We start from the raw sequence: 24,992 nt of genomic DNA on the forward strand, positions 1-24,992 counted from the left end.
TGGCACGACTCAGGTTTACCACCCCGATTTCCACCAAAGGGTTAGGTACTCAACGCCGCCACAGCCCGTGCCACGGACCCAGGAGACGCCCGAGCCTATGATCGCCGTCTCGCGATGGAGACATCCCCCTCAAATGTGACTACGATGGGCTTCAACGACAGGGGAGCATCACCAGATGCTGAGAGTGGGCACCGCCCAGACCCTCGAACCTGAACCGGTTAGGACCGGCGTAGGGAGTCGGGCTCTTCGCGCATGTGCGCCCCCTTCCGAATGAACGGAAGGACTTCCATGACCAACGACAAACCCGCTTTGCGCTACCGCACCATTGACATCGTGACCCCTGTGATGATCGCGGTGGCTTTCGGGGTCATCTTCCTTGGCTACAGCGCGCTCTATAGCCTTCTCAAGCCGGTGACCTCGTTGTACGAGCCGGCAGAGGGCATTCTCGCCGGTATCTGGTTCCTGCCTGCCCTCATTGCTGGCCTTATTGTCCGCAAACCCGGGGCTGCTCTCCTCGCGGAGATCCTCGCCGCCTCCATCGAGGCTGCTCTCGGTGGTCAATGGGGGGTCGGTACTCTCATTTCGGGTGTCCTTCAGGGGTTGCCGATGGAGTTGTGCTTGCTCGTCGTCATGTACCGCAAGGCTGGACCGAAGCTTGCTGTCGTCGCTGGTGCCCTTACTGGTGTCGTTGAGGCCGTATACGAGCGCATAGCCTATTACCCGATGTTCCGGTTCGGCGACACCGTCATCTACTTCATCCTCATGATTGTGTCCGGTGCTCTGCTCGGCGGTTTGGTGGCCTGGGGCATCGTCCGTGGTTTGGCGGCCGCCGGTGCCCTCAACCCCTTCGCAGTCTCCCGTGACTTGCGTAAAGCCAAGGGTGCCAAAGCCTCTCGAAACCTGTCATGACCGACGTCTTGGCTCGAGGCGATCAGGTCGCCGAGGTCTCCGGTCATCGCGCCGTGTCAGTGGACGTCGAAGGACTGACGGTCGGTGTCCCTGCCCGCGACACCCCTATCCTCGGACCCATCGACCTCCACCTGACAGCGGGTGCAAGAGCGCTCGTCACGGGGCCTTCGGGGGCTGGCAAGACAACCCTGTTGCACGCCATCGGCGGTCTGTTGGACGAGGAGAGCCACGACCTGACCGGCCATGTGAGCACGTGGGACACCGGCGTCAACATCGGTCTGTTGCAGCAAGAACCGATTCACTCGATCGTCGCCGCGACCTGTGGCCGTGACATTGCTTTCGGCCCCGAGAACCATCGCGTCCCCCGCCAGCAGATGTGGTCGATCGTGGAGGATTCTCGACGGCGTGCCCGGTTCACAATCCCTGTCGACCACTCCACCACGAAGATGTCCGGCGGGCAGATGCAGCGTCTCGTTATCGCTGGCATTTTGGCCACTGACCCGGGCCTTCTCCTCCTCGACGAGCCGATCTCGATGCTTGACGAGGAATCGGCCACCGCAATCCGCGACGAGGTTGCCCGCATGGCGCACGACCGGACGGTCCTCGTCGTCGATCACCACCCCGATCAGTGGCGCGGGATCCTTGACCAGGTTGTCGAACTGACCGATCACGGCACCCTCAAACACATCTGGGACTTCGAGGATTACCTTGATTCGCGGGAGCCGACCGAAACGCCACGGCACGCCGTTAACGCCGGTGAGACGGTCGCTCGTGCCGTCGCCCTCGATGTGCACCGGCCGCAATGCGACGACGTGTTGCTTCGTGGGGTCGAAATGTCGGCTCGGCGCGGTTACATCACCGCGTTGTCAGGGCCCAGCGGGGTCGGCAAGTCCACCCTGCTGAGGCTGTTGGCTGGCCTCGACGCCCCGGCTGACGGCGACCTGACCCTCCCGGAACCTGGACACACCGCCTGGGTACCCCAGAACCCGGAAAACTACCTGGTCGCCCGTACAGCCGCTGATGAGCTCTTCGCGTCCCCACTGGTTGCTGAGGACGCCGATCTGCGCGGCCTCGTGAAAACCTTCGGCCTGACTCCGATCCTTGATTCCCATCCCATGACCTGCTCGGGAGGGGAGAAGAGGCGCCTCGCCATCGCGGCTGCACTCGCCCAAAAACCCGACCTACTCCTGCTCGATGAGCCGACCGTTGGTCTTGACGACGACCGTGGCACCAGTGTGCTGGCAGCTATTCGTGCCGCGGCTGATTCTGGGGTCGCTGTCGTCGTGTCCTCTCATGACCCCCAAGTCATTGAGATGGCCGACGAGGTGGTCGACGTCGCCTCGTATCGCCTCCCGGATCCCGCGCCGGCCCAAAAGCCCCAGGAAAAGTCGGCTTTCCTGACGACGATCAACCCGCTCGTCGTTCTCCTCATCGCGGTCGCGGGCATTGTCGGGTCCCTCTTCGTGCGGTCCCCGCTCATTGGCGCAATCGGCCTCATCCCCGCCGTTATCATGGCCCCGATGTGCTCGCGCCGCGTTAAGCCCGTGGTGGTGCGGACAGTTCCGGTCCTCATCGCTGCGGTCATGCTGGTGTGGACGACCCTGCTGCTCCACAACGGTTTCACCAGTCCAGCGGTGTGGAGTGAGGCGATCCGTCAGGGGCTGAGGATCCTGGTGTTCGTCCTGCCCGGGGCACTGGCCTCGGCGGCGGTTGACCCCACCCGTTTTGGTGACGCCTTGGCCCAGCAAACCCCTCTGCCGCAGCGTCCGGTGGTGGCCTCGGTAGCAGGCGTGGTTCGGATGGGGCACCTGGGCGACCAGTGGCGCATCCAGTCCGACGTACGTAACTTGCGCGGGATGGGGCCGAAACGCTCCCCGTCCTCGCGTATCAAGTACATGTCTTCGATGACTTTCGCGATGGTGCTCTACGCCCTGAGATCATCGGAGGTGCTGAGTCGTGCCATGGATTCTCGTGGCTTTGCGACGGCAACTCAGCGCACCTACGCCGTCGAGTCGCGCTGGAGAATCCGAGACCTGTGGGGCGTTGCACTCGCTGTCCTCGTCGTGGCAGTCCCAGCTGTTGCGGCGGCTCTCATCGGCTGACAGGAAACGGAGCTGACAGGAAGCAGAACGCGCGATTCACCTCAGCCACTCGGTCCAGGTCAGGGGGTACAGACTCGAGGTCAGCGGTACAGGGCCTTGTCCAGCACTGTCTCGAGTTTGTCGACCGACGTCTGCAGTGAGTATTTCTTCGTCATGAGTTCTCGAGCGCGCTCGTGCCAACGTTTCATGGTGGCCTCGTCGGCGTCACGCACTCGCTGAATACCAGCGACGAGTTCATTCGGGTCAACGCAGGCCCCTACCTCGTCGTCGCTGATGACGTCGCGGATCGGCACCTTGGCATTCGAGACGACGGCCAGCCCGGCAGCCATGTAGTCGTAGAGCTTGTTGGGACTCATGCCCTTGTCAAAGACCGACTGCGGGGAGACGGTATGCAGACCGACGTCGCAGGCCGACAGAATGCGCACCAGCTCGGACTTGGGCACCTGGTCGTGGAACGTGACGTTCGTCAAGCCCAACTTCTTAACCTCGTCGATGGCCCATTGCTTGCGCGCACCAGCGCCGACGAGCAAGAAGTTGACGTCAGGCAGACGACGGGCAGCGTCGACGATGAGGTCCAGGCCGACGTAGTTGGCGTGGGTGCCGGAGAACACCGCAGTGAATCCCTCGATACCGAACTCCTTGCGCAGGTCCTCGCGGGATTCCTTGACCTCGTACTCGGCCAGGTCGGCACCATTAGGGACGACGGTCACCTTGTCGACGTTGATTCCGAGTTCGCGGAAGTGATCCTCCCAGCCTTTCGTCACGACGACGATCTGGCGGGCGTGAGCGTAGATGGTCTTCTCCAACCCCTGAAGTACCTTGTGGAGGGCCGATCCTTCCTTAAGGGCTCCGCCAGAAATCAGGGATTCTGGCCACAGGTCGCGCACTTCGACGACGAAAGGCTTGCGACGCAGAGCTGCGACGACCATGCCAGCGGCAGGGGCCAAGATCTGCGGGGAGGAGGCGAAGATGACGTCGGCTGGGCGCACCAGAGCGCGGGCACCGGCCCCGGCGGCGAATGCGATCCAGCCGAGAACACGTTTGGCCCCGTTCCCCTGGTACTGCGGGATCGGGACCAAGGTGTAGCGCGGGTCGTCGACGGTCATCCGCTCCCCGGAGGTGTGGTTGATGTTGGCGGCATAGAAGTGAGGCCGCCAGCCACGCAGCCGCGAAAACATATCGAAGTTGCGGGTGATACCACCCGACCCGGGCGGGAAGGCGTAGTGGTTGATGACACTGACCTTGCGTTGCGGCATCTTTCCTCCTGGGTCGGGACGCTAACTAACCCTACCGTGCTGCTTGCGGGCGGCACTGCGACGGCAGCTGGGCCGATCAGTCCTCCCGGGTACCTTCCAAGGCCAGCCCCACCAGGATGGGCTGGAAGAGCAAACGGATCGCACGTTTGCGGTCGTCGTCGAGGCCGAACCCATCCTTGCGCTCGACAAACTGGGCGACGTTGCCGGGGAAAATCGCGGCGAAGAAGGCAGCGGCGCTGCGTCCCCAGAATTTCTTGTGGCGTCCCGACAGGAGGGCGGTTCCCAAGACAATTTCGGCAACGCCTGACAGCAAGACAACGGTGTCGTCGTCCAAGGGCACCCATTCGGGTACTTGGGCCTGGAATTCCTTGCGCACGAAGGTGAGATGTCCGATCCCAGCGTAAGTTAGCAGACCCCCGACGCCGAGGCGGCTGAGGGTGCGCAGTGGATGGCGCTTCGGTGGCGTAGGGGCGTTGAAGTGGGATGGGTGGGACATGGAATCCTCCTGACAAGCGGAAGTGGTACCTCACCGATGGTAACGCGTGGACATTGGGGTTCCTTGTGACCGACGGTTCGGCCTCGGCGGCAAGGTGGGCAGACTCAATCATCCGGGTACCGGCCACCAGTGCTGCCGCGGTGGAATTTCGGTTGGTGAGCGATGGGGTTGCGACGGAGGATGGCAGCTGGCCCTTTCATGACCCCGATTGCCACACGGGGTTGGGAGGAGACCGAGTGGGGGAGGCGATGGGGAAGGGACCGGGGGGAGGCGATGGGGTCCAGGAGGAGAATCAGAGGCGGCCTAGGAGGATGGGGGCCAGGACCTGAGACGGAGGTGGGTGCCCTGAAGCGACATAAAACGAGGGGCCGGCGGTTACTGCCACCAGCCCCTCAGCCGTGAATTCGTCGATCAGGATCCGTAGGTCGTCTTGGCCTTCTCGAGGGCCGCGACGTAACCGTTGCGCTCGTACTCCGAGGTCGAGGCGTCGGCGGGAATAGCGAGCATACCGCGCAGCTTGTCGAGGTCGACTTCCTTGCGCTGCAAGTAGGACTCCAGCCCCTTCTGCAGCTCGGCTGCGTAATCGGCACCGTGGCGTATGAGCGCCGAGGTGGTCATAACGACGTCAGCTCCGGCAAGCAGGTACTTGACGACATCGTCGGCGGTCTCAACACCCGAGGACGCAGCCAGCGAGGCGTCGATACGACCGGACAGGGCCGCAATCCACGTCAGTGGCAGACGAGCGTCGGCTGGCGAGGACAGCCACACGCCGGGTTCGACCTGCATCTTCTCGATCTCGATGTCGGGCTGCAGGAACCGGTTGAACAGCACCAAAGCATCGGCCCCCGCAGCGTCCAGACGAGTGGCCATGTTGCCCAAGGCCGAGAAGAACGGCGAGAGCTTGACAGCTACCGGTACGGTCACAGCATCCTTGACGGCCTGGACAATTTCGACGTGACGGTCCTCGACCTCCTGGGAGGACTGCTCGAGGTCACCAGGGACCATGTAGATGTTGCACTCGATACCAGCGGCACCGGCGTCTTCCATCCGCTTGGCGGTCTCGACCCAACCGCCGTTCGTCGCGCCGTTGAGCGAGGCGATGACGGGGATGTCGACGGCCTTGGCGCTGGCTTCCAGGTGGCTGAGGTAGCGATCAGTGATACCGCCTTCGTCGCTGGGGATAGTCGGGAAGAAGCTCAGGGACTCAGCGAATGAGTCCATGTACTCCAACTCGATCTCAGCCTGGCGGGCCTCCTCGTGCCTCACCTGCTCTTCGAACAGGGAGTACATGACGATGGCTCCGACCCCGGCGTCTGCAAGGGCTTTAACCCCGTCGACCTTCTGCTGAATGGGGCCGGCGGAGGCCACCAGTGGCGACCTCAGGGTAAGCCCCATGTACCTGGTGTGAAGATCACTCATAAAACGTCATTCCTTCGTGGACTGTCAGGCGCGGTTGGATGAAGCGGCGAACTTGGACATCAAGGCATCGACGGCGAAGTCTTCGGCGGGACGCGAGGCCATCTCGGCGTATTCGGCATACCGCCGCTCCACCTGACGCTGACCCAGATCCAGCATACGTTCTGCCTCTTCCGGGTGAGCCTTAGCCAGCCTCCGGTAGCGCAGCTCCAGCTTGGTGTAGTCGCGCCACGTCTTGTCTGGCTTGGGAGAGTCGAGCAGGAACGGGTTGCGCCCCTCATCGGCCAGCACCGGGTTGTACCTCATCAGCGGCCAGTGTCCACAGTGGACGGCCTTGTACTGCTGATCGAGACCGTTGCGCAGGTCGTAACCGTGGGCGATGCAATGGCTGTAGGCGATGATGAGGCTCGGGCCAGGGTACGCCTCGGCCTCGCGGAACGCCCGCAGGGTCTGCTGTGGATCGGCTCCCAGAGCCACCCGAGCCACGTACACAGAACCGTAGGCAATGGCCTGCAGAGCCATGTCCTTCTTGGCGGTTGGTTTACCAGCGGACGCGAACTTCGCGACGGCACCCAACGGAGTCGACTTCGATGCCTGACCACCGGTGTTGGAGTACACCTCGGTGTCGAGCACAAGGACGTTGACGTCGCGTCCGGAGGCGAGCACGTGGTCGACGCCGCCCGAACCGATGTCGTAGGCCCAACCATCACCACCGATAATCCACACCGAACGGCGCAGCAGGTGGTCGGCGACGCTCATGAGGTCACGCACCGCCGGGGTCTGCTCCATGTCGGCGAGCTTGGCCTGTAGTTGCTTGACGCGGTGCTGCTGACGCTGCAGGTCGTGCTCGGTCAGCTGCGGGGCGTGCAGCAGATCATCGACGAACTCCGGGTCGAGCTGATCGGCGACTTCCTGAAGACGACGCTTGGCCAGGTCGGTCTGGACGTTGGCAGCCATTCGCATACCCAGCCCGAACTCGGCGTTGTCCTCGAACAGAGAGTTCGACCATGCCGGTCCGCGACCTTGAGCGTTCTTGCCCCACGGAGTCGTCGGCAGGTTGCCGCCGTAGATTGAGGAGCAGCCGGTTGCGTTGGCCACCTCAGCGCGGTCACCGAAGAGCTGGGTGATGAGCTTGACGTACGGCGTCTCACCACAGCCGGTGCAGGCTCCCGAGAACTCGAAGAGTGGCTCCAAGAACTGGGTGCCTCGCACGGTGGCGAAGTCAACGCGGGAGCGGTCGTTGACCGGGATGGTCTCGAAGAACTTCACGTTCTCACGCTGGACGGTCTTGTCGAGGTGCTCCTCGAGGTTGATGGCCTTGCGGTCGGGCTCGCCGACCGGGTGGGCCGGGCAAGCTTCGACGCACAGCCCACAGCCGGTGCACTGGTCGGGGACGATCTGCAGGGTGTAGCGGGACTCCGGCAGGCCGGCGGCGTTGAGCTCGGCTGACTGGAAGGATTCCGGGGCACCCTCAAGCTGCGACTGTGGATAGTACTTGGCGCGGATGACACCGTGCGGGCAAACGAAGGAGCAGTTACCGCACTGGATACAGGCCTTGGGTTCCCAAGTGGCGATGACGTCGGACAGTGTGCGCTGCTCGTACTTCGTGGTTCCGGCGGGGTAGGTGCCGTCGTCTGGCACAGCCGAAACAGGCAGCAGGTCGCCGAATCCCTCGATCATCCGGGCGGTGACATCCTTGACGAACTTCGGAGAGTCCTCGCGCACCGCAGGAATGAGGCTGTGGTTGGCGGTCATATGGTCTGGCACCTTGACCTGGTGCAGATGTTCCAGCGAGGCGTCGACGGCTGCGAAGTTCATGTCGACGATCTTCTGGGACTTCTTGCCGTAGGTCTTCTGGATCGAATCCTTGATTCTGACGATCGCCTCATCCTTGGGCAATACGCCAGAGATTGCGAAGAAGCAGGTCTGCAGGATGGTGTTGGTGCGGTTGCGCAGACCCACCTTGCGGGCCACGGACAGCGCGTCGATGGTCCACAGATCGAGGTGCTTGTCGAGAATCTGACGCTGCATGGTGTCAGGAAGCTTGTCCCACACCTCGTCGGGTCCGTAGGGGGAGTTCACCAGGACGGTGGTCCCCTCCCGAGCCATCGTCAGCACGTCCATAGACTCCAAGATTCCCCAGGCGTGGATACCAATGAATCCTGCCTGGCTGACGAGGTAGGGAGCCTCAATCGGGTCGGGGCCGAAGCGTAGGTGAGAGGTCGTCTTCGATCCGGATTTCTTGGAGTCGTAGACGAAGTAGCCCTGGGCGTAGGTGTTCGGGTCCGCGCCGAGGATTTTGATGGTGTTCTTGTTGGCACCGACGGTACCGTCAGAACCCATGCCGTAGAACACCGCGCGGATGGTCTTGGGATCTTCGATGTCGAGGGGCTCCCACGGCAGTGACAGGCCGGTCACGTCGTCATCGATACCGATGGTGAAGCGGGGACGGGGACGCTCCAGCTCCAGCTCGGCGGCGATACCGGCAACCATGCCGGGGGTGAACTCCTTCGAGGAAATGCCGTAGCGACCACCCGAAACGAGAGGCATATTGTTGCGTGTGCCGCGTGAGTAGGCCTCTGACAAGGAGGTCAGGACGTCGAGGAAGAGCGGCTCGCCGTTGGAGCCGGGCTCCTTGGTGCGGTCCAAGACGGCGACCGTGCGGGCCGTTTCCGGGATGGCCTTGACGACCTCGGCAGCCGGGAAGGGACGGAACAGGTGCAGCTCGACCAGACCGAGCTTGTGCCCCTGGCTGTTGAGGTAGTCGATGGTGTGCTCGATGGTGCGGGCACCGGAACCCATGCACACCATGACCTCGGTGGCCTCGGGATCGCCGTGGTATTCGACGAGGTGGTACTGACGACCGACAACCTGGGCGAACTCATCCATGAGGGACTGGACGATCCCCGGTACTTTCTCGTAGTACTTGTTCGCAGCCTCACGGGCCTGGAAGTGGATGTCCGGGTTCTGAGCGGTGCCTCGGATAAACGGGTGAGCCGGAGACAGCGCGCGCTCCCGGTGGGCGTGAACGAGGTCGTCAGTGATGAAGTGACGAATGTCGTCGTCAGACAACATCTCGAGAACGTTGAGTTCATGGGAGGTGCGGAAGCCCTCGAAGAAATGCATGAACGGTACCCGAGAGTGCATGGTCGCAGCCTGGCTGATGAGTGCTAGGTCGTGGCATTCCTGCACCGTCGAGGAGCACAGCATGGCGAATCCGGTCTGACGACAGGCCATGACGTCCTGGTGGTCACCGAAGATCGACAGGCCTTGGGCGGCCAGCGATCGGGCAGCCACATGGAAGACCGTGCTGGTGAGCTCACCGGCGATCTTGTACATATTCGGGATCATGAGGAGCAGGCCCTGAGAGGCCGTGAAAGTGGTGCTCAGGGCACCACCCTGCAGAGCGCCGTGCATGGCGCCGGCGGCACCTCCCTCGGACTGCATCTCCACGACGGTGGGGACGTCACCCCAGATGTTCTTCCGTCCGGCAGCGGACCACTCGTCGGCGGTCTCGGCCATCGGGGAGGACGGGGTAATTGGGTAGATAGAGCACAGTTCGTTGCAGCGATAGGCGACCGAGGCGGCGGCGGTGTTGCCGTCGGCAATGGTGCGGACGCGGGAGTCGGAGCTAGTTGCCATGGTCAGTCCTCCTTCTCAGTTCTCGGAGTTGACGGTGAACTTCATCGAAGCTGACCGTTGTGGATTGGGTTCAGGACGTACTGCCCAGCCAGGAGTGGGATTACCAGATCCCTGGATGGTGGCCGGGTCAGTGTCCTCGGGGATCATCTCGATGGCATGGACCGGGCACTGGTCGAAGCAGGTGGCGCATCCAATGCACTTGTCGTAGTCGAACTTGTAGCGGTGACCCTTGCCGAGCTTGATAATGGCGTCCTCGGGGCAGGAGCCGAAACAGCCGTCGCACTCGAAGCAGTTACCGCAGGACAGGCATCGTCCTGCCTCGAAGTGGGCCTGCTGCTCGTCGAGTCCGCCGACGACCTCGTCGAAGCCGAGACGCTGAGTCGGGTCGAGCTCAGGCTGGTGACGACGTAGATGGTCGCCGAAGTACCACAGGTTGAGGTCGTTGAAACCAACTGTGGTGTTCTTGGGAGCCGGGTAGCCGGACTGACGGTTGAGCCAGAGGTTGATCTGACGGGCGGCACGCTTGCCGTGGCCAACGCCGATCGTCACAGTGCGCTCCGAGGGAACGGTGTCGCCGCCAGCGAAGATACCTGGGACGTCGGTCATGAGGGTCGAGGGGTTGACGTCAACGACGTCATTGCGGAATCGCATTCCGGGCAGTTTGTGCAGGAAGCCGGTGTCGGCGTCTTGTCCGACGGCCAAGATGACGGTATCGGCTTCGAGCTTCTCGTACCGTCCAGTGCCGTGCGGCTTGCCATTTTCGTCGAGTTCCATGACCTCAACAGTCAGGTCGTCGCCGACGTCGGTGATGGTGCGCAGCCAGTTCATCTGGACGCCCTCACGCTCGGCCTCCTCGCGCTCCTCGGCGTGAGCCGGCATCTGCTCAGCGGTGCGTCGGTAGACGACGATGGACTCCTCAGCACCCAGCCGCTTGGCGACACGAGCTGCGTCCATGGCGGTGTTGCCGCCGCCGTAAACCGCCACGCGGCGTCCGATGAGGGGTTTCTCGCCAGCGGCGACATCGTGCAGGAAGCTCACCGCGTCAACCATGCGGGAGGCATCGACGGTCGGGATGTCGACGCGCTTGGACAGGTGAGCGCCGATGGCCACGAAGACGGCGTCGAAACGTCCCTTGGCCTTTTCCTCCATGAGGTCGTTGACGGGATGGTTGAGGACGATCTTGATACCGAGATCGGTGAGACGCTCGACCTCGGCGTCGAGGATCTCGCGGGGTAGACGGTATTCCGGAATGCCATAGCGCATCATGCCGCCGGCCTTGTCTCCGGCGTCGTGGATCTCGACGTCGTGGCCGAGCATTGCCAAGTGGTAGGCGGCGGACAGACCGGCCGGGCCAGCCCCAATGATGAGGATTCGGTGTCCGGAACTCTCAGTGGGCTTGATGAACTTCCAGCCCTTCTCGATGGCGAGATCACCGAGGTAGCGCTCGACGGAGTGGATCGAGACTGCGCCGTCGAGGTCAGCGCGGTTACAGGCCACCTCGCACGGGTGGTAGCACACGCGCCCATGGATGGCAGGGAAGGGGTTGTCAGCGGTGAGCTGACGCCATGCCTTCTCCTCCTCGTGAGCTTTGATGAGCCGCAGCCATTCCTGGATGTTCTCGCCTGCCGGACAACCGGCATTACAGGGAGGGAGCATGTCGAGGTAGACGGGTCTGCGGGTGCGGGTCGGTGTGACGCGACCTGTCGTTTGGGCGAGGTCAGGACGTGGGGTGATGTCCTGATTCTCCCTGATGACGTACCCGTTTTGATCATCGGTGACTGTCATGTCACTCGTCGTGGTCTCGGCGCTCATACCTGGCTCTTCCTGTTGGAAATGCGGCATTTCGGATTGTGAATGTAGAGTCCACAAGCCAACTGCATTCGATGTTAGACCACGATGAAAGGTTGTGCAGGTAGAGACATAAGGATTGAAATTTGGTGCAGAAAGCGTTGCTTAAACATTTTCAACAATGTCTCAATTCCGCACGTTTGACGTATCGAAAATGGATGGTGTCCACCCCTCCTGGCGGCTCGGGCAGTTGAGCTCCGCAAGGGAACCCCCATCCACACATCGTCCACCCCTGGCGGCTCGGGTGCTGTCCTCCCCACGGCCGCTCACACCTCACCGTGGCGCCACTGTTCCCTGGCGGCTCGGGCAGTTGAGCTCCGCAAGGGAACCCCCATCCACACATCGTCCACCCCTGGCGGCTCGGGTGCTGTCCTCCCCACGGCCGCTCACACCTCACCGTGGCGCCACTGTTCCCTGGCGGCTCGGGCGGTGTTCTTGTTGGCAAAGATCACGGTGTTCTGGGCGAAGGTCGATCGGTGTGTCGGTGAGCGGTGCAACACTGAGGCCATGATCGTTGCTTTCAGTCTTGTACCCAGTGGTGGTCGCGCTTCGAGGGAAGACGGTGGGGTTGCCGACGCCGTGGCCGCTGCCGTGCGTGTCGTCCGTGACTCCGGGCTGCCCAACCGCACCTCGTCGATGTTTACCGAGATCGAGGGGTCCTGGGATGACGTCATGGGTGTCGTCAAGAAGGCCGCCGAGGCGGTCGGGGAGTACGGCACGCGAGTGTCGTTGGTACTCAAGGCAGATATTCGGCCCGGACGCACCGGCGAGATGGACGCCAAACTCGAGAGGCTTCAGGCTCAGCTCGACAAGCAGCAGGGCTGACTGTCAGCAGAACTGACTTCGGCGCGACGGAAAGAGGTCGGCGTTACTGCCGCCCGACTAAGAGAGTCTCGTAAGCGTTGCGGATGTGCGCTTCGGTGACCTCAGCTGCCCGGATTGGGTCGCCGTCTTCGATGGCGGTGAGCATGTTCTCGTGATCGCAAACCAAGCCGTCGCGCCAGTTCTCCCACCCGATGAGGGAGTGCTCTGCCTCCAAGATGGGGCGGTGAACAGCCTTGCGAATCGCCACTGTCAGGTCGCTCATGAGGCGGTTGTCCCCAGCCTCAGCGAGGGCGACGTGGAAGGCCGTGTCGAGGGTGTTGAAGGAGTCCGGCTGCATGGCGTCATGCATGTGCTCCAGCAGATTAGCGGCACGAGCCAACGGTTCGGGGGCGCGGACTTTTGCTGCCGCCGCGCAAGCAGCCTTCTCAAGGGCGACTCGGGTTTCGGTGAGGTCGGCAAAGGAGACGACATCGAGGGCGAGTTGCAGACGGAGGATACGTCCCATCGCGTCGGAGGGATGGGCGTCGACCCTAGTCCCATTGCCCCGTCCAGTACCCGAAGTCAAGATTCCTTGGGCCTCCAGAGTCCGGATGGCTTCCCGGACGGCTCCCCGGCTGACTCCCAGGGAGGCGGCGAGTTCTCGCTCCGGGGGCAGACGTGAACCGTTGACCCACGTTCCGGTGAGGATTTCGTCGTCGATGTGGTGCATGACGACCGAGAACCCGCCGGATTTCGTATCAGCGCGTGAAGCTGGGCGTGGCTCTGGCGCCCCGGGGGCGGCGTGTGCGTCTGGCCGTCCGGCGTCGCGAGTCTGTGTCATGGCTGGGATCCTCGTCGGTGAGTCTCCTCATTGTCACCAAATGCGTATGGGACGTGCAACAAATACGTGAAGAGGGGGCTGAAAACGGCTTTGAAAATTAGGCAAGCCTCATCATTGCACAGATGGCCAACGGTCTATTCATCAATTGAACGGAAGTGCTTGACGGCGATAAGAAATGGTCTTACCGTTGTATTGGTCGGACCAAATGGGTCCGGTCTTGCCATCGGTTAGCCGACCGGAGGCAATAGGTTGAACAACGGAGTTCATCGATGGTTCTTTTTCAGACCTTCACCCCATCGGCCAACCCGCTGGGGTCGCAGTGGCTTTCGGCCCTGCTTGCCGTGCTGCCAGTGCTGTCCATGCTCATCACCCTCGGTGCGCTGCGCTGGAAGGCGCATTTGGCTGGCCTGTTCTCGTGGGGCGTCGCCCTCATCGTGGCAATTACCGCATTCCATATGCCGATCGGTATGGCACTCTCCTCGAGCGTTCAGGGATTCCTCTATGGCCTGTTCCCGATCTCGTGGATTCTGCTGGGTGCCATCTGGATGTACCAGGTGACGGTCATCTCGGGGCGTTTCGACGATTTGCGCCGCACCTTCTTCCTCATTAGTGATGACCCGCGCGTCCTCGGTATCCTCATCGCCTTCTGCTTCGGCGGCCTGCTCGAGGCGCTGGCAGGATTCGGCGCTCCGGTGGCCATCGCGGCCGCCATGTTAATTGCCATCGGTTTTGGAAAGCTTCGCGGTGCTGTCACCGCCCTGGTTGCCAACACCGTCCCGGTGGCTTTCGGTGCCGTGGGCCTTCCGGTTCTGATGGCTGCCAAGACTGGCGGTCTGGACGTCTCCATGGTCGCTCCAGTGAGCGCCCGAATTTGCGCCGTACTGTGCCTCGTCGTCCCCTTCCTCATGCTGGCGATCATGGATGGCCGCAAGGGTGTTCGGGAATGCTGGCCGTTCGGTTTGTTCGTCGGGATCGTCTTTGGCGTGACCAAGATCATTGTCGGCGGTACCCCGGTCTACAACCTGACCGAGATCTTCGCTGCCGTCGTCACCGTTGCTCTCTCGCTGCTCTTCCTCAAGGTGTGGAAACCCAAGGGCGGTCGCGAGGCTGCCGAGCGTATCGGGATTCCGATGGACCCGACCGTTGAGACCGAGGCGGTGGAGGCTCAGGAAGTCAACACCTCAGACCTCACCAGCAGTCGTATCTTCATGGCACTGGTTCCGTACATCCTCGTCATCGTGGTGTTCGGTATCGCCGCCGTGCCCGCCGTCAGTGAAGGGTTTAAGGCCGCCGACGTCAAAATGGCCTGGCCCGGTCTGTCGGGGCTCATGGGAGCGAATGGCGAGGCTGCTGCGCACCAGGTCTATACCTGGCAGTGGCTGTCCCAGCCGGGCTTCCTGCTTGCTGTCGTCGCCATCCTCGTTGGCCTCATTTACCGCGTGTCCCTCTCTGATGTCTTCAAAGAGCTGTGGGTCAACACCAAAAAGATGAAATTCTCGATGTTGACCATTGGTCTCGTGGTTGCCCTGGCCTATGTCATGGGTGACTCCGGCCAGACCTTGGCTCTCGGTGTATTCATTGCTGGCGCTGGTGCGATCTATCCGTTCCTCGCCCCGATCCTTGGCTGGATCGGAACGTACGTCACCGGATCTGACACCTCCGCCAACATCCTGTTCTCCGGTCTGCAAAGCAGTGTCGGACAGCAGATCGGCACCGGGTCGTACCTCAGCGTCGAGGGTATGCGTCACCTGCTGGTCGGTGCAGGTGCCTCCGGCGGTGTCGTCGGCAAGATGATCTCCCCCCAGTCGCTGACCATTGCGGCCACCGCGATTGGTCTGGCGGGCGGCGAGTCGGTCATTCTGCGCAAGGTTTTCAAGTTCTCACTCATCCTGCTCGTCCTGATGTGCATCATCGTCGGCCTCATGTCGACCCCGGTGCTCGGATGGATGGTCCCCTGATTTTGCTGACGGTTGATACCGCCTGGCAACCGTTTGTCATCAATGGAGGTCGCTATGACAACCACCACGAGTCCTGGTACCAGGGCTGCCTCACCCGGCTTACCGGGGATGGGCATGACCGTCGGGCTGTTCATCACGTGTATCAACGACGTGATGTTCCCGCAGACCGGCGTGGCCGTCACCACCTTGTTGGAGCGTTTGGGTTGCAAGGTCGAGTTCCCTCGGGAACAGACGTGCTGCGGCCAGATGACGACCAACACCGGATACTTCGACGAGAGCGTTCCCACCGTCCGCCAATACGTGCGGGCCTTCGGGGATTACGACTATGTGGTCGCCCCGTCGGGTTCCTGCGTCGCTGCCGTTCGCGACCAGCACCCAATGCTCGCCGAACACGCCGGTGACACCGGACTGCTCAAGGAGGTAGAGCAGACCAGCCGGCGCACCTACGACCTGCCGGAGTTTCTCGTGGACATTCTCGGGGTTACTGATGTCGGCGCTTACTTCCCGCACCGCGTGACGTATCACCCATCTTGCCACGGAAAGCGTCTGCTCAACCTGGGAGACCGCCCCTACGAGTTGCTCAAGAACGTTCGCGGCATGACCCTGGTTGACCTGCCGATGGCCGATCAGTGCTGCGGGTTCGGTGGCACTTTTTGTATCAAGAACCCTGACATGAGCGCGGCAATGGCCAATGACAAGGCCCGCCACGTTCGTGAGACGGAGGCGGAGTACGTCGTCGCCGGCGACAACTCCTGCCTCATGAACATCGGCGGTGTGCTGTCTCGCCAGAATTCGGGCGTCAAGCCGATTCACATCGCCGAAATCCTCGCCAGTACTGAGGAGGACTGACCCATGGGTACAGAATTACGTCGCGTTACATACGGAAATCACGGCGTCGCCCGGCTGACCCCAGCTCCCGACAAGCCCGGCCCATATATGGGTATGCCGAAGTTCTCGAAGGCGGTGAAAGGGGAACTGAACCTGTCGGTGCAGCGTAAGAATATGCGCAATGCCACGACGACGATTCGCAACAAGCGCGCCCTGCGTGTTTCCGAGTCCCCGGACTGGGAGGATCTGCGCGACGCCGCCGAAGCCATCAAGAACCGTGTCGGTCGTCATCTGGACCACTATTTGGTCGAGGCTGAAAAGAACCTCACCGCCAACGGCGTCCATGTTCACTGGGCTCGCGACGGTGAGGAGGCCAACCGTATCGTCGCCCAGATCGCCAAGGACAAGGGTGTCGATGAGGTCGTCAAGATCAAGTCGATCACCAGCCAAGAGACCGATCTCAACGAGTACCTCGAGGAGCAAGGCATTGCGGCGTGGGAGACTGACCTGGCCGAACTCATCGTGCAGCTTGGACATGATCGCCCGTCCCACATCGTCGTGCCAGCCATTCATCGTAACCGTGCTGAGGTCCGCGAGATCTTCCTGCACGAGATGAAGAACTATGGTCGTCCGGCACCTGAGAACATTTCGGAGAACCCGCCGGAATTGGCCAATGCCGCTCGTCTGCACCTGCGCGAAAAATTCCTGCGCGCCAAGATGGCGATTTCGGGTGGTAACTTCGTCCTTGCAGACACCGGGTCCCTGGTGATCGTTGAGTCAGAGGGTAACGGTCGGATGTGCCTGACTTTGCCCGATACCCTCGTTTCCATCGTCGGCATCGAAAAGGTGTTGCCGAGCTTCGATGACCTCGAGATTTTCCTCAAGTTGCTGCCGCGCTCGGCTACCGGTGAGCGGATGAACCCGTATAACTCGGTGTGGAGCGGCGTGACGGACGGTGACGGGCCGCAGGAACAGCACGTCATCTTCTTGGACAACGGGCGTACCAATGTTCTGGCTGACACCCTCGGTCGGGAGGTGCTGCGCTGTATCCGATGCGCCTCCTGCATCAATATCTGCCCGGTATACGAGCGGGCCGGCGGCCATGCGTACGGGTCGGTGTACCCCGGGCCGATCGGTGCGGTGCTCAACCCGCAATTACGCGGCGTCGAGCACCCGGTTGACCGGGGTCTGCCGTACGCCTGCTCCCTCTGTGGCGCCTGTACCGAGGTCTGCCCGGTGAAGATCCCCTTCACCGACATCCTCCTCAAGCTGCGTAACAAGGTCGTTGAGTCCGAGAAGGCCGACAAGATTCCGCAGGACTACGAGGTCGCTGGCGAGATGGGTCTCATGAAGACCGCCTCCTGGGCGTTTAGCGATTACAGGCACTTCGAGGCGATCCAGGTCGGTTCGCGCGGTGTGGGACGTGTACTACGCGGTAAGAAGATGGGACCGATTCCGGTGCCGGTGGCTGAACGGTGGCTGAAGTACCGCGATGTCGACGCACCCCCGACAGACACGTTCCGTACTTGGTGGAAGAAGAACAGGGAGGAAAAGCGATGACAACCATCAGTACTGATTCGGTCGCGCGTACCGAGATCCTTTCCCGGATTCGCCGCGCCACCCAAGACATCACAAACCCCGACCCGGTTGCCGATGTGCCGATTGAGTGGGAGTACGGCACCGGTATCGAGATGGACGATGTTGTCGGAACTTTCGTCGAGAAGGTCACCGATTACAAAGCCACTGTCGTGCGAGTCAAGGGGGCTGATGTCCCCAGGGCTGTCGTTGAGGGGCTCAGAGCTACCGGCGCCGAGCACAGTGCGGTCATCCCGGTCGGACTGGACAAATCCTGGGTCGAGGCGATCGGGGGCGCTGGGATCGAGGTTCGCCTTGATGAGCCTCAGCTATCCAAAAAGGAGCTCAACGAGACCGATGCCGTTGTCACCGCTTCGGCAGCCGGCATTGCCGATACCGGCTCGATCGTCCTGACCCATGTTGAGGACCAGGGGCGTAGGGCCATTACCCTCGTTCCGGATCGTCATGTGTGCGTCATCAAGGCCAGCCAGGTCGTCTCGGATGTTCCGGAAGCCATTCAGCTGGTCAAGCCGGCGGTGCATGATGGTCACCCGTTGACCTTCATCTCGGGTAGCTCGGCCACCTCCGACATCGAGTTGTCGCGGGTCGATGGGGTGCACGGACCTCGCCAGCTTTACGTCATCGTGGTTGACGACCAGTGATGGTGTAGCCGTCAATTACTTCCACTGGACTGAGCAGAGAGCCAAAACATAGCTCAGTCGATTCTTCGAATCTCATGGCGCTCCGTGACAGGAATAGGGGACGATAGGTAAGGTTTGGCTAGGCTTAGGTTATGATGGTGAAACCCGTGTACTCAAAGGAGATTATGATGATTCCTTCGAAACAAACTGCCAGAGTAGCGGCAGTCGCTGCGGGTCTCGTTGTAGCTGCATCTGTGGCAGTTCCGGCATTCGCCGAAGGCAGTATCAACAGTCACATATCGAATGGGAGAGTGGGATTTGAGACTCGAAGCTGGTGGGACGGCGATTCTGATGGAGTCTCAACTAGCGTTTCACACTATTCGAAGTGCAACGCCAAATCAGTGAGCTATGAGCTCATACATGAGTATTCGTGGCGTCCTGATGCCAAGTTGGGTACTAAGACGCTGTCATGCTCAAAGACGGGATCGCTGTACTGGGGACGTCAAGTCAAGGGCGACTACCATGTGGTCATCCGCGGTATCGGGGGGAAGGCCTCGGTCTCGGTCAACGACTTCCGCATTAAGTACTGACAATTAGTGGCCATGATTGTCCGTGACGTCTCTTTCTCCTACCGGAGAAATCATGAAGTCTTGCATGGTGTGAATATCGAGTTCACGCCGGGTAGGACGGCATTGCTTGGTCCTAATGGGGCGGGTAAGTCCACCCTGTTTGCGCTGTGTTCGGGAGTCACGGTGCCTCAGTCAGGGAAGATCACATTGGGAACCGTTGAGGCTTCATCTCGGACGTTGCGTCGTCGCGTGGGATTCATGAGCCAGGCCGTCCGGCCCATGCCGGGGCTGACAGTGCGCGAGCAGGTGACGTACTGCGGGTGGCTCAGGGGATTGAGCGTTCGTGAGGCTTCCGTCAAGGCTGAGCGGGTGATTGAAGACGTCGATCTGATGGAGAAGGCCGACGAGCGCTCCTCCCAGATCTCGGGTGGCCAGCTGCGCCGGGTGGGCTTGGCTCAGGTCCTCGTTGGACAGCCAGAAGTATTGCTGCTCGATGAGCCGACTGCTGGGCTCGATCCGTCTCAGCGAATGCGTTTTCGTGAGGTTCTTGAGCGGATTCCAGATGATCGGGTCACCGTCGTCTCAACTCATCAGGTTGATGATCTCGCTAACGGGTACGACAGGGTGATTGTCTTGTTCGCGGGGCGAGTTGTCTTTGATGGGACTCCTCACGAGTTCCTCGATCTCGCACCGGAGGATTCGCAGCATCGTGCTGAGGCGGCTTATCTGAGACTGGTGACCGGCGAATGAGGTTTACGACACGACTGCGAACTGCGCCTGGGATCTGGCTGGCACCTCTCGTCGCGCTCGTGTTCATCATGGTCGACCAGAATGCTTCTAGCGAGCCGTACTGGCTTGCCGAGGTGGTTCAGGACACGGCCAGGGTCATGGTCGCCAATGGGCTATGTGCTTTTGCGGGTGCTTTGGAGGGTAGACGACTTAACGCTGTTGCCCTTACGGGTAACCGAGCGAGGCCGTGGTGGCGTGTGTTGGCGGGGCCCATAGTGGTTTCGGCGACAGTAACTACCGTGCTGACGGTAATCTTCATGGGCAAGCATGGATTTGCCTCACATCCTTTGGGGTGGGCCATCCTCGGCGTGACCCTGTTGTCGGTGTGGTCCTGGACGATTGTCGGGGTCGCGTTGGGGATCTGGCTGCCCGTTGCCGTGGCCGCGCCATTGGCTCTGGCGATACCCGTCGCGTGGATGATCTTCCCGCCTGGGATGTCGATTTACTGGCTCCGTCACCTCACTGGCACGTGGATGAGCTGCTGCACCATCACGCAGACACTGAATCCGGTCGTCGTGACAGGAACCCTGGCTGTTCAGCTTGGTCTTCTGGTCGGAGGTGTCATCGCTGCATCGGCTCGGGTGGTACTGCGTGGACGCTGGCTGTTTCTGTACCTAGGAGTGGTGGTCCTCGTCATGGGGTTCATCGTCGGTGCCGTCCAGGTCAGAGGTCTCAACGCCTTTCCGACCCTTGCGCGTGAAACTGCCGTGAACTGCCATGTGGTAGACGACGTGGGCATCGACCTGTGTCTATTCCCGGAGCACGAATCTGAGCGGACGACGATTGAGGCAAGCGCCAAGCGTGTATTTCCAGTCTGGAGGCGTGCCGGAATAACTCTCCCGGATGTGTATTCCGAGCAGGCCCTTCCAGGACGCACGGACGTCGTCGACCTCAGTGTTGCCTCAGGGATGACGGGAGAGTCGGAAGTCGTTACCCGCCTCGCGGCAGCTACGGGAAGCCCGTTCTGCTCGACCCCAGATGACGAGGGGACTTCGCCCATCGAGATCATCCAGTCCAGCGGTCGTATTGACGCGTGGCTGCGGCAAGTGGCGCATACGGCTGGAGTTGAGGTTACGCAGGCGGGGGTAGCGGCAGATGATTCTGCCTGGGCCACACAAATGCGGACCAAGGACGCCGCAGTTCAAGCCAGTGCAATACGGAAGATGCAAGAATACCTGCGTGGGTGTCCTCGATGAGGTACTGGTTCCGCAATCGGATGGCAGGACTTCAGCTTGCCGTGACCGGTGTCCTCGCGACGGTGTGTATTCTCACCGACCCGGGGGAGGTGGCCGTGCCTCCCATTTTCGGCAGTATCAGTGCGGTGATGGTGTTGAACAACGTGTTCGGCCTGGTACTTGCGATTATTTACGCTATCGGTCTTGCTCGGGCTGATCTGACTGTCGAGGACAGATCTGTGCGTGGCACAGGGGTTCTTGACGCCAGCTTGGGGGTGACGATGTCAGCGATCATGCTGCTGGGGCTCCTCGGCGGGCCGGGAAATGCCAGTGTTGTTCGCGATGTCCCGATACTCCTTGGCATCACGATGGTCGCGGCCCGCTGGATGCCGCGCAGTCTGGCCTCACTGCCTTCCATCGCCTACTTCTTCGTTGGCCTCCTCGTGGGTCGCAATTACGATGGCGAAACTTGGTGGAACTGGCCAGTGTCCAGTCCATCGGGATGGGTGAGCCAGGGATGGATTATTTCCTCGGTTGTCCTCGGGGTGCTTGCCCTCGTGATTCCGACTCGGAGAGTTCGGCAACATTTCGGCGCGGATGCCGATTGAGCAGCCGTGGGGCTGGGTCACCCTGTGAGTTGTTTTCTTGACGGCGGATCGTGTCGCAGAAAAACCGATGCTGATCTGTCGGTGCTGACTAGTCATCGGGTGCCGTGACGCTCATGCCACTGGCGTTTGGGTTCGGAAAACGACGTGTGTCAGTTGAGGTGGCAGCGCTGGGCTTTGTGCACCGGTTTTCCACGGCAGGGGTCGGGGGGACATCGCCTCGGTGGGCACGGTTGATTAGCGGGGTGGCATGGGCCGGTGTGACGAGGGTGCGGACAGCTGGATCAGCGCCGTCACCTGATGTGCCACACCCGATCACACCGAGCCATGACGGCCGGGTCGTGGGTGATGACGAGTTTGGCGGCTTTGGGGGTGGACGCCCACAGATCGTCCATAATCGCGGTGGCCGTCTCGACGTCGAGGTGCTCACTCGGCTCGTCGAGGATGAGGACATCATGGGCCGAAGGATCTTCGGATGTGTCGTGGTTGACGAGCACCCTAGCCAAGGCGAGCCTTTGCGCCTCCCCACCGGACAAGGTTCCGCCGTCTTCGGCCACGACTCTTTCTGGCGGGATGGTCAATCCGGCCCGATCTAGAGCAGTGACGACCTCGGACTCGGTGGCGTCCTTGCACCCAATGCGCACGTTCTCGCTGATAGAGGTCGCGAAAACGTGGGCGTCCTGGGCCAGATACCGTACCCGCCCAGTTGCCCTCACGGTTCCGGCCAGCGGCGGGATAAGCCCCATCACGGTAGCCGCCAGGGTCGTCTTGCCGACCCCTGATCGACCGACAATCGCCACTGATTCCCCGGCAGCGACGTGTAGATTCACATCGGACAGCACGGGGTGGCCGCCCGGCCACCCGACCGTCAATCCCTCGATGTCGAGGGCGGGTTCCTGCTGTGAGGCTGCCGACGTCGGGGAATCGCCCATCCCGACTTGCGGGGCGTCTAACACCTCGGCGACCCGAAGCAGGGCTGCTTTGGCGCGAGTGTGAGTCTGGGCCGCCCCGGTGAAGGCACCGAAGACCTCGTGCAGGGCCAGCGGGGTCAAGACCAGCACAGCGAGTGTCCGCCCGCCGATCCGTCCATCTGCAACCGCAGTGCCACCAATCCACAGCGCCGAGACGACGGCTAACCCGGCCGCCAAGATCTGACCGGCAGTTCCCAATCCGCGTCCCCAGGCGGCTTTTCTCTCCGCCGCTCGTAGCCGGGTATCAACATCAAGCACCCCGGCCAGGATGGTGTCCTGGGCTCCGTAGGCGACAAGGTCAGGGGCGCAGTGGGCCAGCTCGCGGGTACGGTTGGCCAGTTCACCCCGCAGCGGCACTAGGGAGGAGTCAGCTGCCTTCGAGATCCGCTTGGTGATCGCCGGCATGACGACAGCGGCCAGCAGAGCCGACAGCAGTAGTACCGCCGCCGACGCCAGTGAGAACCGGGCCAGGACAGCGGTCGTCCCAATGATGACCAGGCTCGATGCACACGTCGGCACGACGACACGTACAACCATGTCCAGCACCGCGTCAACGTCAGCGGTCACCCTCACCAGTAGGTCTCCACGACGTCGTCCCAACAAGGTGGTGCGCGAGAGACGGTCGTAGGTCCGCATTCGCAGCGCGCCTTGCATTCGTAGAGCCAGGTCATGGCCAACGAGACGCTCGGTGTAACGGAACACTCCTCGGGAGATACCGAAGAATCGCACCCCGACAGCTGCGGCTTGCAAGTACAGCACCGGTGGCAGCTCCGCAGCCCGAGAGAGCAACCATGCCGAGACCCCCATGAGGGCCACCGACGCGCCTGAGGCACACGCAGCAAGCGCGGTGGACAGCGCAAGTAATGCACGGCCGCGTGGGACATCCTTGAGGAGAGTTTTCAGCAGCCGGGTGGTCCGCGCATTCATGCGACCACCTCCGGCGTGAGTTCGACGACCGTATCAGCCGCTTCAATGACATTGTGGCGATGGGTCACGACCAGAATTGACGCTCCCGTGGCCCGCACGGCTTCGAGAACTTCCGCCTCAGTGGTGGCGTCCAGGCCGGCCGTCGGTTCGTCGAGAACAAGGAGACCAGCTCCAGCCTGCTCCACCCGCACCAGAGCACGTGCCAAGGCGACACGTCGTCTCTCGCCGGCTGACAAACCTTCGGCGTCGTCATCCACCCTCTTGTCCAACGGGATGGAGTCGCCACCGCACCGATTCAAGGCATCCCGCAGTACGGCCTCGGGGGCGCTCGGGCACCCCAGGCGCACATTCTGGGCTACCGTGCCTGCCATCATCGCCGGAATCTGCGGCACATAGGCCAGCTGGCGACGCCACGCCTGCCACACCGACTCATCAGCTCCGACGAGTTCGCGGTCGCCAACGAGGATTGATCCGGAATCGGGGTCGATGAACCCCAGCAGACACGACAGGGCGGTTGTCTTGCCCCCACCCGAATGCCCCGCCAGAGCAACGAGGCTCCCCGGATTAATGCGCAGGGAAAGCCCATCCGGGGCGGGGAGATCGGCTCCCTCATAGGTGTGGGTCAACTGATGAACGACCACCGGTACATTCCTCGGGGAGGGCACCTCGACATCACCGGTGGAATCCTTCCGCCGCCCGGACTCGATGAGGCCGAAGGACACCTCTGCGGCAGCCATGCCGTCGGCAGCGTCGTGGAAGAGGACTCCCACCTGACGTACCGGAAGGTACACCTCGGGGGCAAGAATGAGGATGAACAGAGAGGTTCGCAGGTCCATACCACCGGCGGCTACCCGGAAACCGATGGTCACGGCGACTAGAGCGACTGACAGGGTCGCCAGCAGTTCGAGGACAAACGAGGACAGGAAGCTGATACGCAGGGTCCGCATGGTCTCGTCATGATTGGCCGCTTCGGTGCGGCGCAATCCTTCCAGCTGGGCACGGGCCCGCCCGAAGACCTGCAGGGTCGGCAAGCCGGCCACCAGATCGGCGAAGTGGTTGGCCAGTCTGGTGGCGACCTTGAACCGTTTCGCCACGGCCGCCTCGGTGCGCCAACCGATGAGGGCCATGAAGATCGGAATGAGGGGGATCGTCACGACGACGATAATCAGGCTCTTGATGTCTTGTAAGCCGATGGTGGTGGCCAAGACCACTGGCACGATGGCAGCCAGCACGAGCTGCGGAAGGTACTTGGAGTAGTAGCCGTCGAGGGCGTCAAGACCCGTCGTCACCAGGTTGATGAGGGTTCCCGACGGCATTGTTGCGTCGGTGGGACGCGACAACCTAGCCGCCAGGATGTCTCGGCGCAGCTGGGACTTCACTGACGCCGACGCCCGATGAGCCAGAGACTCCTGCAGCCACCCCAGAGCAGCACGGCCACAGAACACTGCGGCGAGCAGCCCGCACCAACCAGCTACCCCGTCGAGACGGTGAGTGGTGAAGACTGAGGAAATGCCATGGGACAGCAACCAGGCCTGTGCGAGGATGAGCACGGCGGTAGCCACGCCCACCACGCACAGACCTACGAGGAAGGGAAGAGTGGCCCGCGCCCGGCGAACCAGGCGCGGGTCAAGCGGAGCTGC

At 61.9% G+C, this 24,992-nt stretch carries 19 protein-coding genes and 1 riboswitch; of the genes, 11 read left to right on the plus strand and 8 right to left on the minus strand.

Features of this window, described 5'->3' with window-relative positions; all coding sequences use genetic code 11:
* Positions 1-149: 149 nt before the first annotated feature.
* Positions 150-253: riboswitch (TPP riboswitch) on the plus strand.
* A 35-nt stretch (positions 254-288) separates the two neighbouring features.
* Entirely contained in the window at positions 289-909 is a 621-nt protein-coding gene (locus tag Q4B98_RS06380) for an ECF transporter S component (RefSeq protein WP_303196285.1), read from the plus strand.
* Entirely contained in the window at positions 906-3,011 is a 2,106-nt protein-coding gene (locus Q4B98_RS06385; protein ID WP_303196286.1) for an ATP-binding cassette domain-containing protein, read from the plus strand. Before Q4B98_RS06380 ends, Q4B98_RS06385 begins: the two co-directional genes overlap by 4 nt.
* Before the next feature lie 80 nt (positions 3,012-3,091).
* Here Q4B98_RS06385 and Q4B98_RS06390 read toward each other — a convergent pair whose 3' ends face one another.
* From Q4B98_RS06390 to Q4B98_RS06410, 5 genes are all read right to left on the minus strand, one after another.
* Positions 3,092-4,267 (minus strand): glycosyltransferase family 4 protein, encoded by a 1,176-nt coding sequence (locus Q4B98_RS06390; RefSeq protein ID WP_303196287.1) that lies wholly within the window; start codon positions 4,265-4,267, stop codon positions 3,092-3,094.
* A 76-nt stretch (positions 4,268-4,343) separates the two neighbouring features.
* Positions 4,344-4,763: a DoxX protein gene (locus tag Q4B98_RS06395; RefSeq protein WP_303196288.1), complete on the minus strand. Its 420-nt coding sequence runs from the start codon at positions 4,761-4,763 to the stop codon at positions 4,344-4,346.
* 411 nt (positions 4,764-5,174) lie between these two features.
* Entirely contained in the window at positions 5,175-6,182 is a 1,008-nt protein-coding gene (locus Q4B98_RS06400) for a dihydroorotate dehydrogenase-like protein (protein WP_303196289.1), read from the minus strand.
* Between the two features lie 24 nt (positions 6,183-6,206).
* A complete protein-coding gene (gene nifJ / locus Q4B98_RS06405) occupies positions 6,207-9,821 on the minus strand; it encodes a pyruvate:ferredoxin (flavodoxin) oxidoreductase (RefSeq protein ID WP_303196290.1) in 3,615 nt (1,204 codons plus the stop codon).
* A 15-nt stretch (positions 9,822-9,836) separates the two neighbouring features.
* Complete coding sequence (locus Q4B98_RS06410; protein ID WP_303196291.1) at positions 9,837-11,663, minus strand: NAD(P)-binding protein; 1,827 nt, start codon at positions 11,661-11,663, stop codon at positions 9,837-9,839.
* A gap of 513 nt (positions 11,664-12,176) precedes the next feature.
* On the opposite strand from Q4B98_RS06410, the gene Q4B98_RS06415 reads away from it, so the two are divergent.
* Positions 12,177-12,494, plus strand: coding sequence for a thiamine-binding protein (locus Q4B98_RS06415; protein ID WP_303196387.1), 318 nt, complete (start codon positions 12,177-12,179; stop codon positions 12,492-12,494).
* Between the two features lie 43 nt (positions 12,495-12,537).
* Here the strand turns inward: Q4B98_RS06415 and Q4B98_RS06420 are convergent, their stop codons facing one another.
* Positions 12,538-13,203 carry a FadR/GntR family transcriptional regulator gene (locus tag Q4B98_RS06420; protein ID WP_303196388.1) on the minus strand — a complete coding sequence of 222 codons (666 nt, stop codon included), beginning with the start codon at positions 13,201-13,203 and terminating at the stop codon, positions 12,538-12,540.
* 380 nt (positions 13,204-13,583) lie between these two features.
* On the opposite strand from Q4B98_RS06420, the gene Q4B98_RS06425 reads away from it, so the two are divergent.
* The 8 genes from Q4B98_RS06425 (at position 13,584) to Q4B98_RS06460 (ending at position 21,457) form a co-directional block, all read left to right on the plus strand.
* Positions 13,584-15,272 (plus strand): L-lactate permease, encoded by a 1,689-nt coding sequence (locus tag Q4B98_RS06425; protein WP_303196292.1) that lies wholly within the window; start codon positions 13,584-13,586, stop codon positions 15,270-15,272.
* A 42-nt stretch (positions 15,273-15,314) separates the two neighbouring features.
* Positions 15,315-16,121: a (Fe-S)-binding protein gene (locus Q4B98_RS06430; RefSeq protein ID WP_303196389.1), complete on the plus strand. Its 807-nt coding sequence runs from the start codon at positions 15,315-15,317 to the stop codon at positions 16,119-16,121.
* A 3-nt stretch (positions 16,122-16,124) separates the two neighbouring features.
* Complete coding sequence (locus Q4B98_RS06435) at positions 16,125-17,660, plus strand: LutB/LldF family L-lactate oxidation iron-sulfur protein (protein ID WP_303196293.1); 1,536 nt, start codon at positions 16,125-16,127, stop codon at positions 17,658-17,660.
* A complete protein-coding gene (locus tag Q4B98_RS06440) occupies positions 17,657-18,337 on the plus strand; it encodes an LUD domain-containing protein (RefSeq protein ID WP_303196294.1) in 681 nt (226 codons plus the stop codon). The genes Q4B98_RS06435 and Q4B98_RS06440 overlap by 4 nt, the downstream gene beginning before the upstream one ends.
* A gap of 167 nt (positions 18,338-18,504) precedes the next feature.
* Complete coding sequence (locus Q4B98_RS06445; RefSeq protein ID WP_303196295.1) at positions 18,505-18,906, plus strand: hypothetical protein; 402 nt, start codon at positions 18,505-18,507, stop codon at positions 18,904-18,906.
* A gap of 12 nt (positions 18,907-18,918) precedes the next feature.
* Positions 18,919-19,635: an ABC transporter ATP-binding protein gene (locus tag Q4B98_RS06450; protein WP_303196296.1), complete on the plus strand. Its 717-nt coding sequence runs from the start codon at positions 18,919-18,921 to the stop codon at positions 19,633-19,635.
* Positions 19,632-20,870 (plus strand): hypothetical protein, encoded by a 1,239-nt coding sequence (locus Q4B98_RS06455; RefSeq protein WP_303196297.1) that lies wholly within the window; start codon positions 19,632-19,634, stop codon positions 20,868-20,870. Before Q4B98_RS06450 ends, Q4B98_RS06455 begins: the two co-directional genes overlap by 4 nt.
* A complete protein-coding gene (locus Q4B98_RS06460) occupies positions 20,867-21,457 on the plus strand; it encodes a hypothetical protein (protein ID WP_303196298.1) in 591 nt (196 codons plus the stop codon). The genes Q4B98_RS06455 and Q4B98_RS06460 overlap by 4 nt, the downstream gene beginning before the upstream one ends.
* Positions 21,458-21,747: 290 nt before the next feature.
* Here Q4B98_RS06460 and cydC read toward each other — a convergent pair whose 3' ends face one another.
* Together cydC and cydD are read right to left on the minus strand one after the other, a co-directional pair.
* Positions 21,748-23,352 carry a thiol reductant ABC exporter subunit CydC gene (gene cydC, locus Q4B98_RS06465; RefSeq protein ID WP_303196299.1) on the minus strand — a complete coding sequence of 535 codons (1,605 nt, stop codon included), beginning with the start codon at positions 23,350-23,352 and terminating at the stop codon, positions 21,748-21,750.
* Complete coding sequence (gene cydD, locus Q4B98_RS06470; protein WP_303196390.1) at positions 23,349-24,971, minus strand: thiol reductant ABC exporter subunit CydD; 1,623 nt, start codon at positions 24,969-24,971, stop codon at positions 23,349-23,351. The genes cydC and cydD overlap by 4 nt, the downstream gene beginning before the upstream one ends.
* Positions 24,972-24,992 lie beyond the last annotated feature (21 nt).

Source organism: Cutibacterium sp. (assembly GCF_030525615.1).
GTDB lineage: Bacteria > Actinomycetota > Actinomycetes > Propionibacteriales > Propionibacteriaceae > Cutibacterium.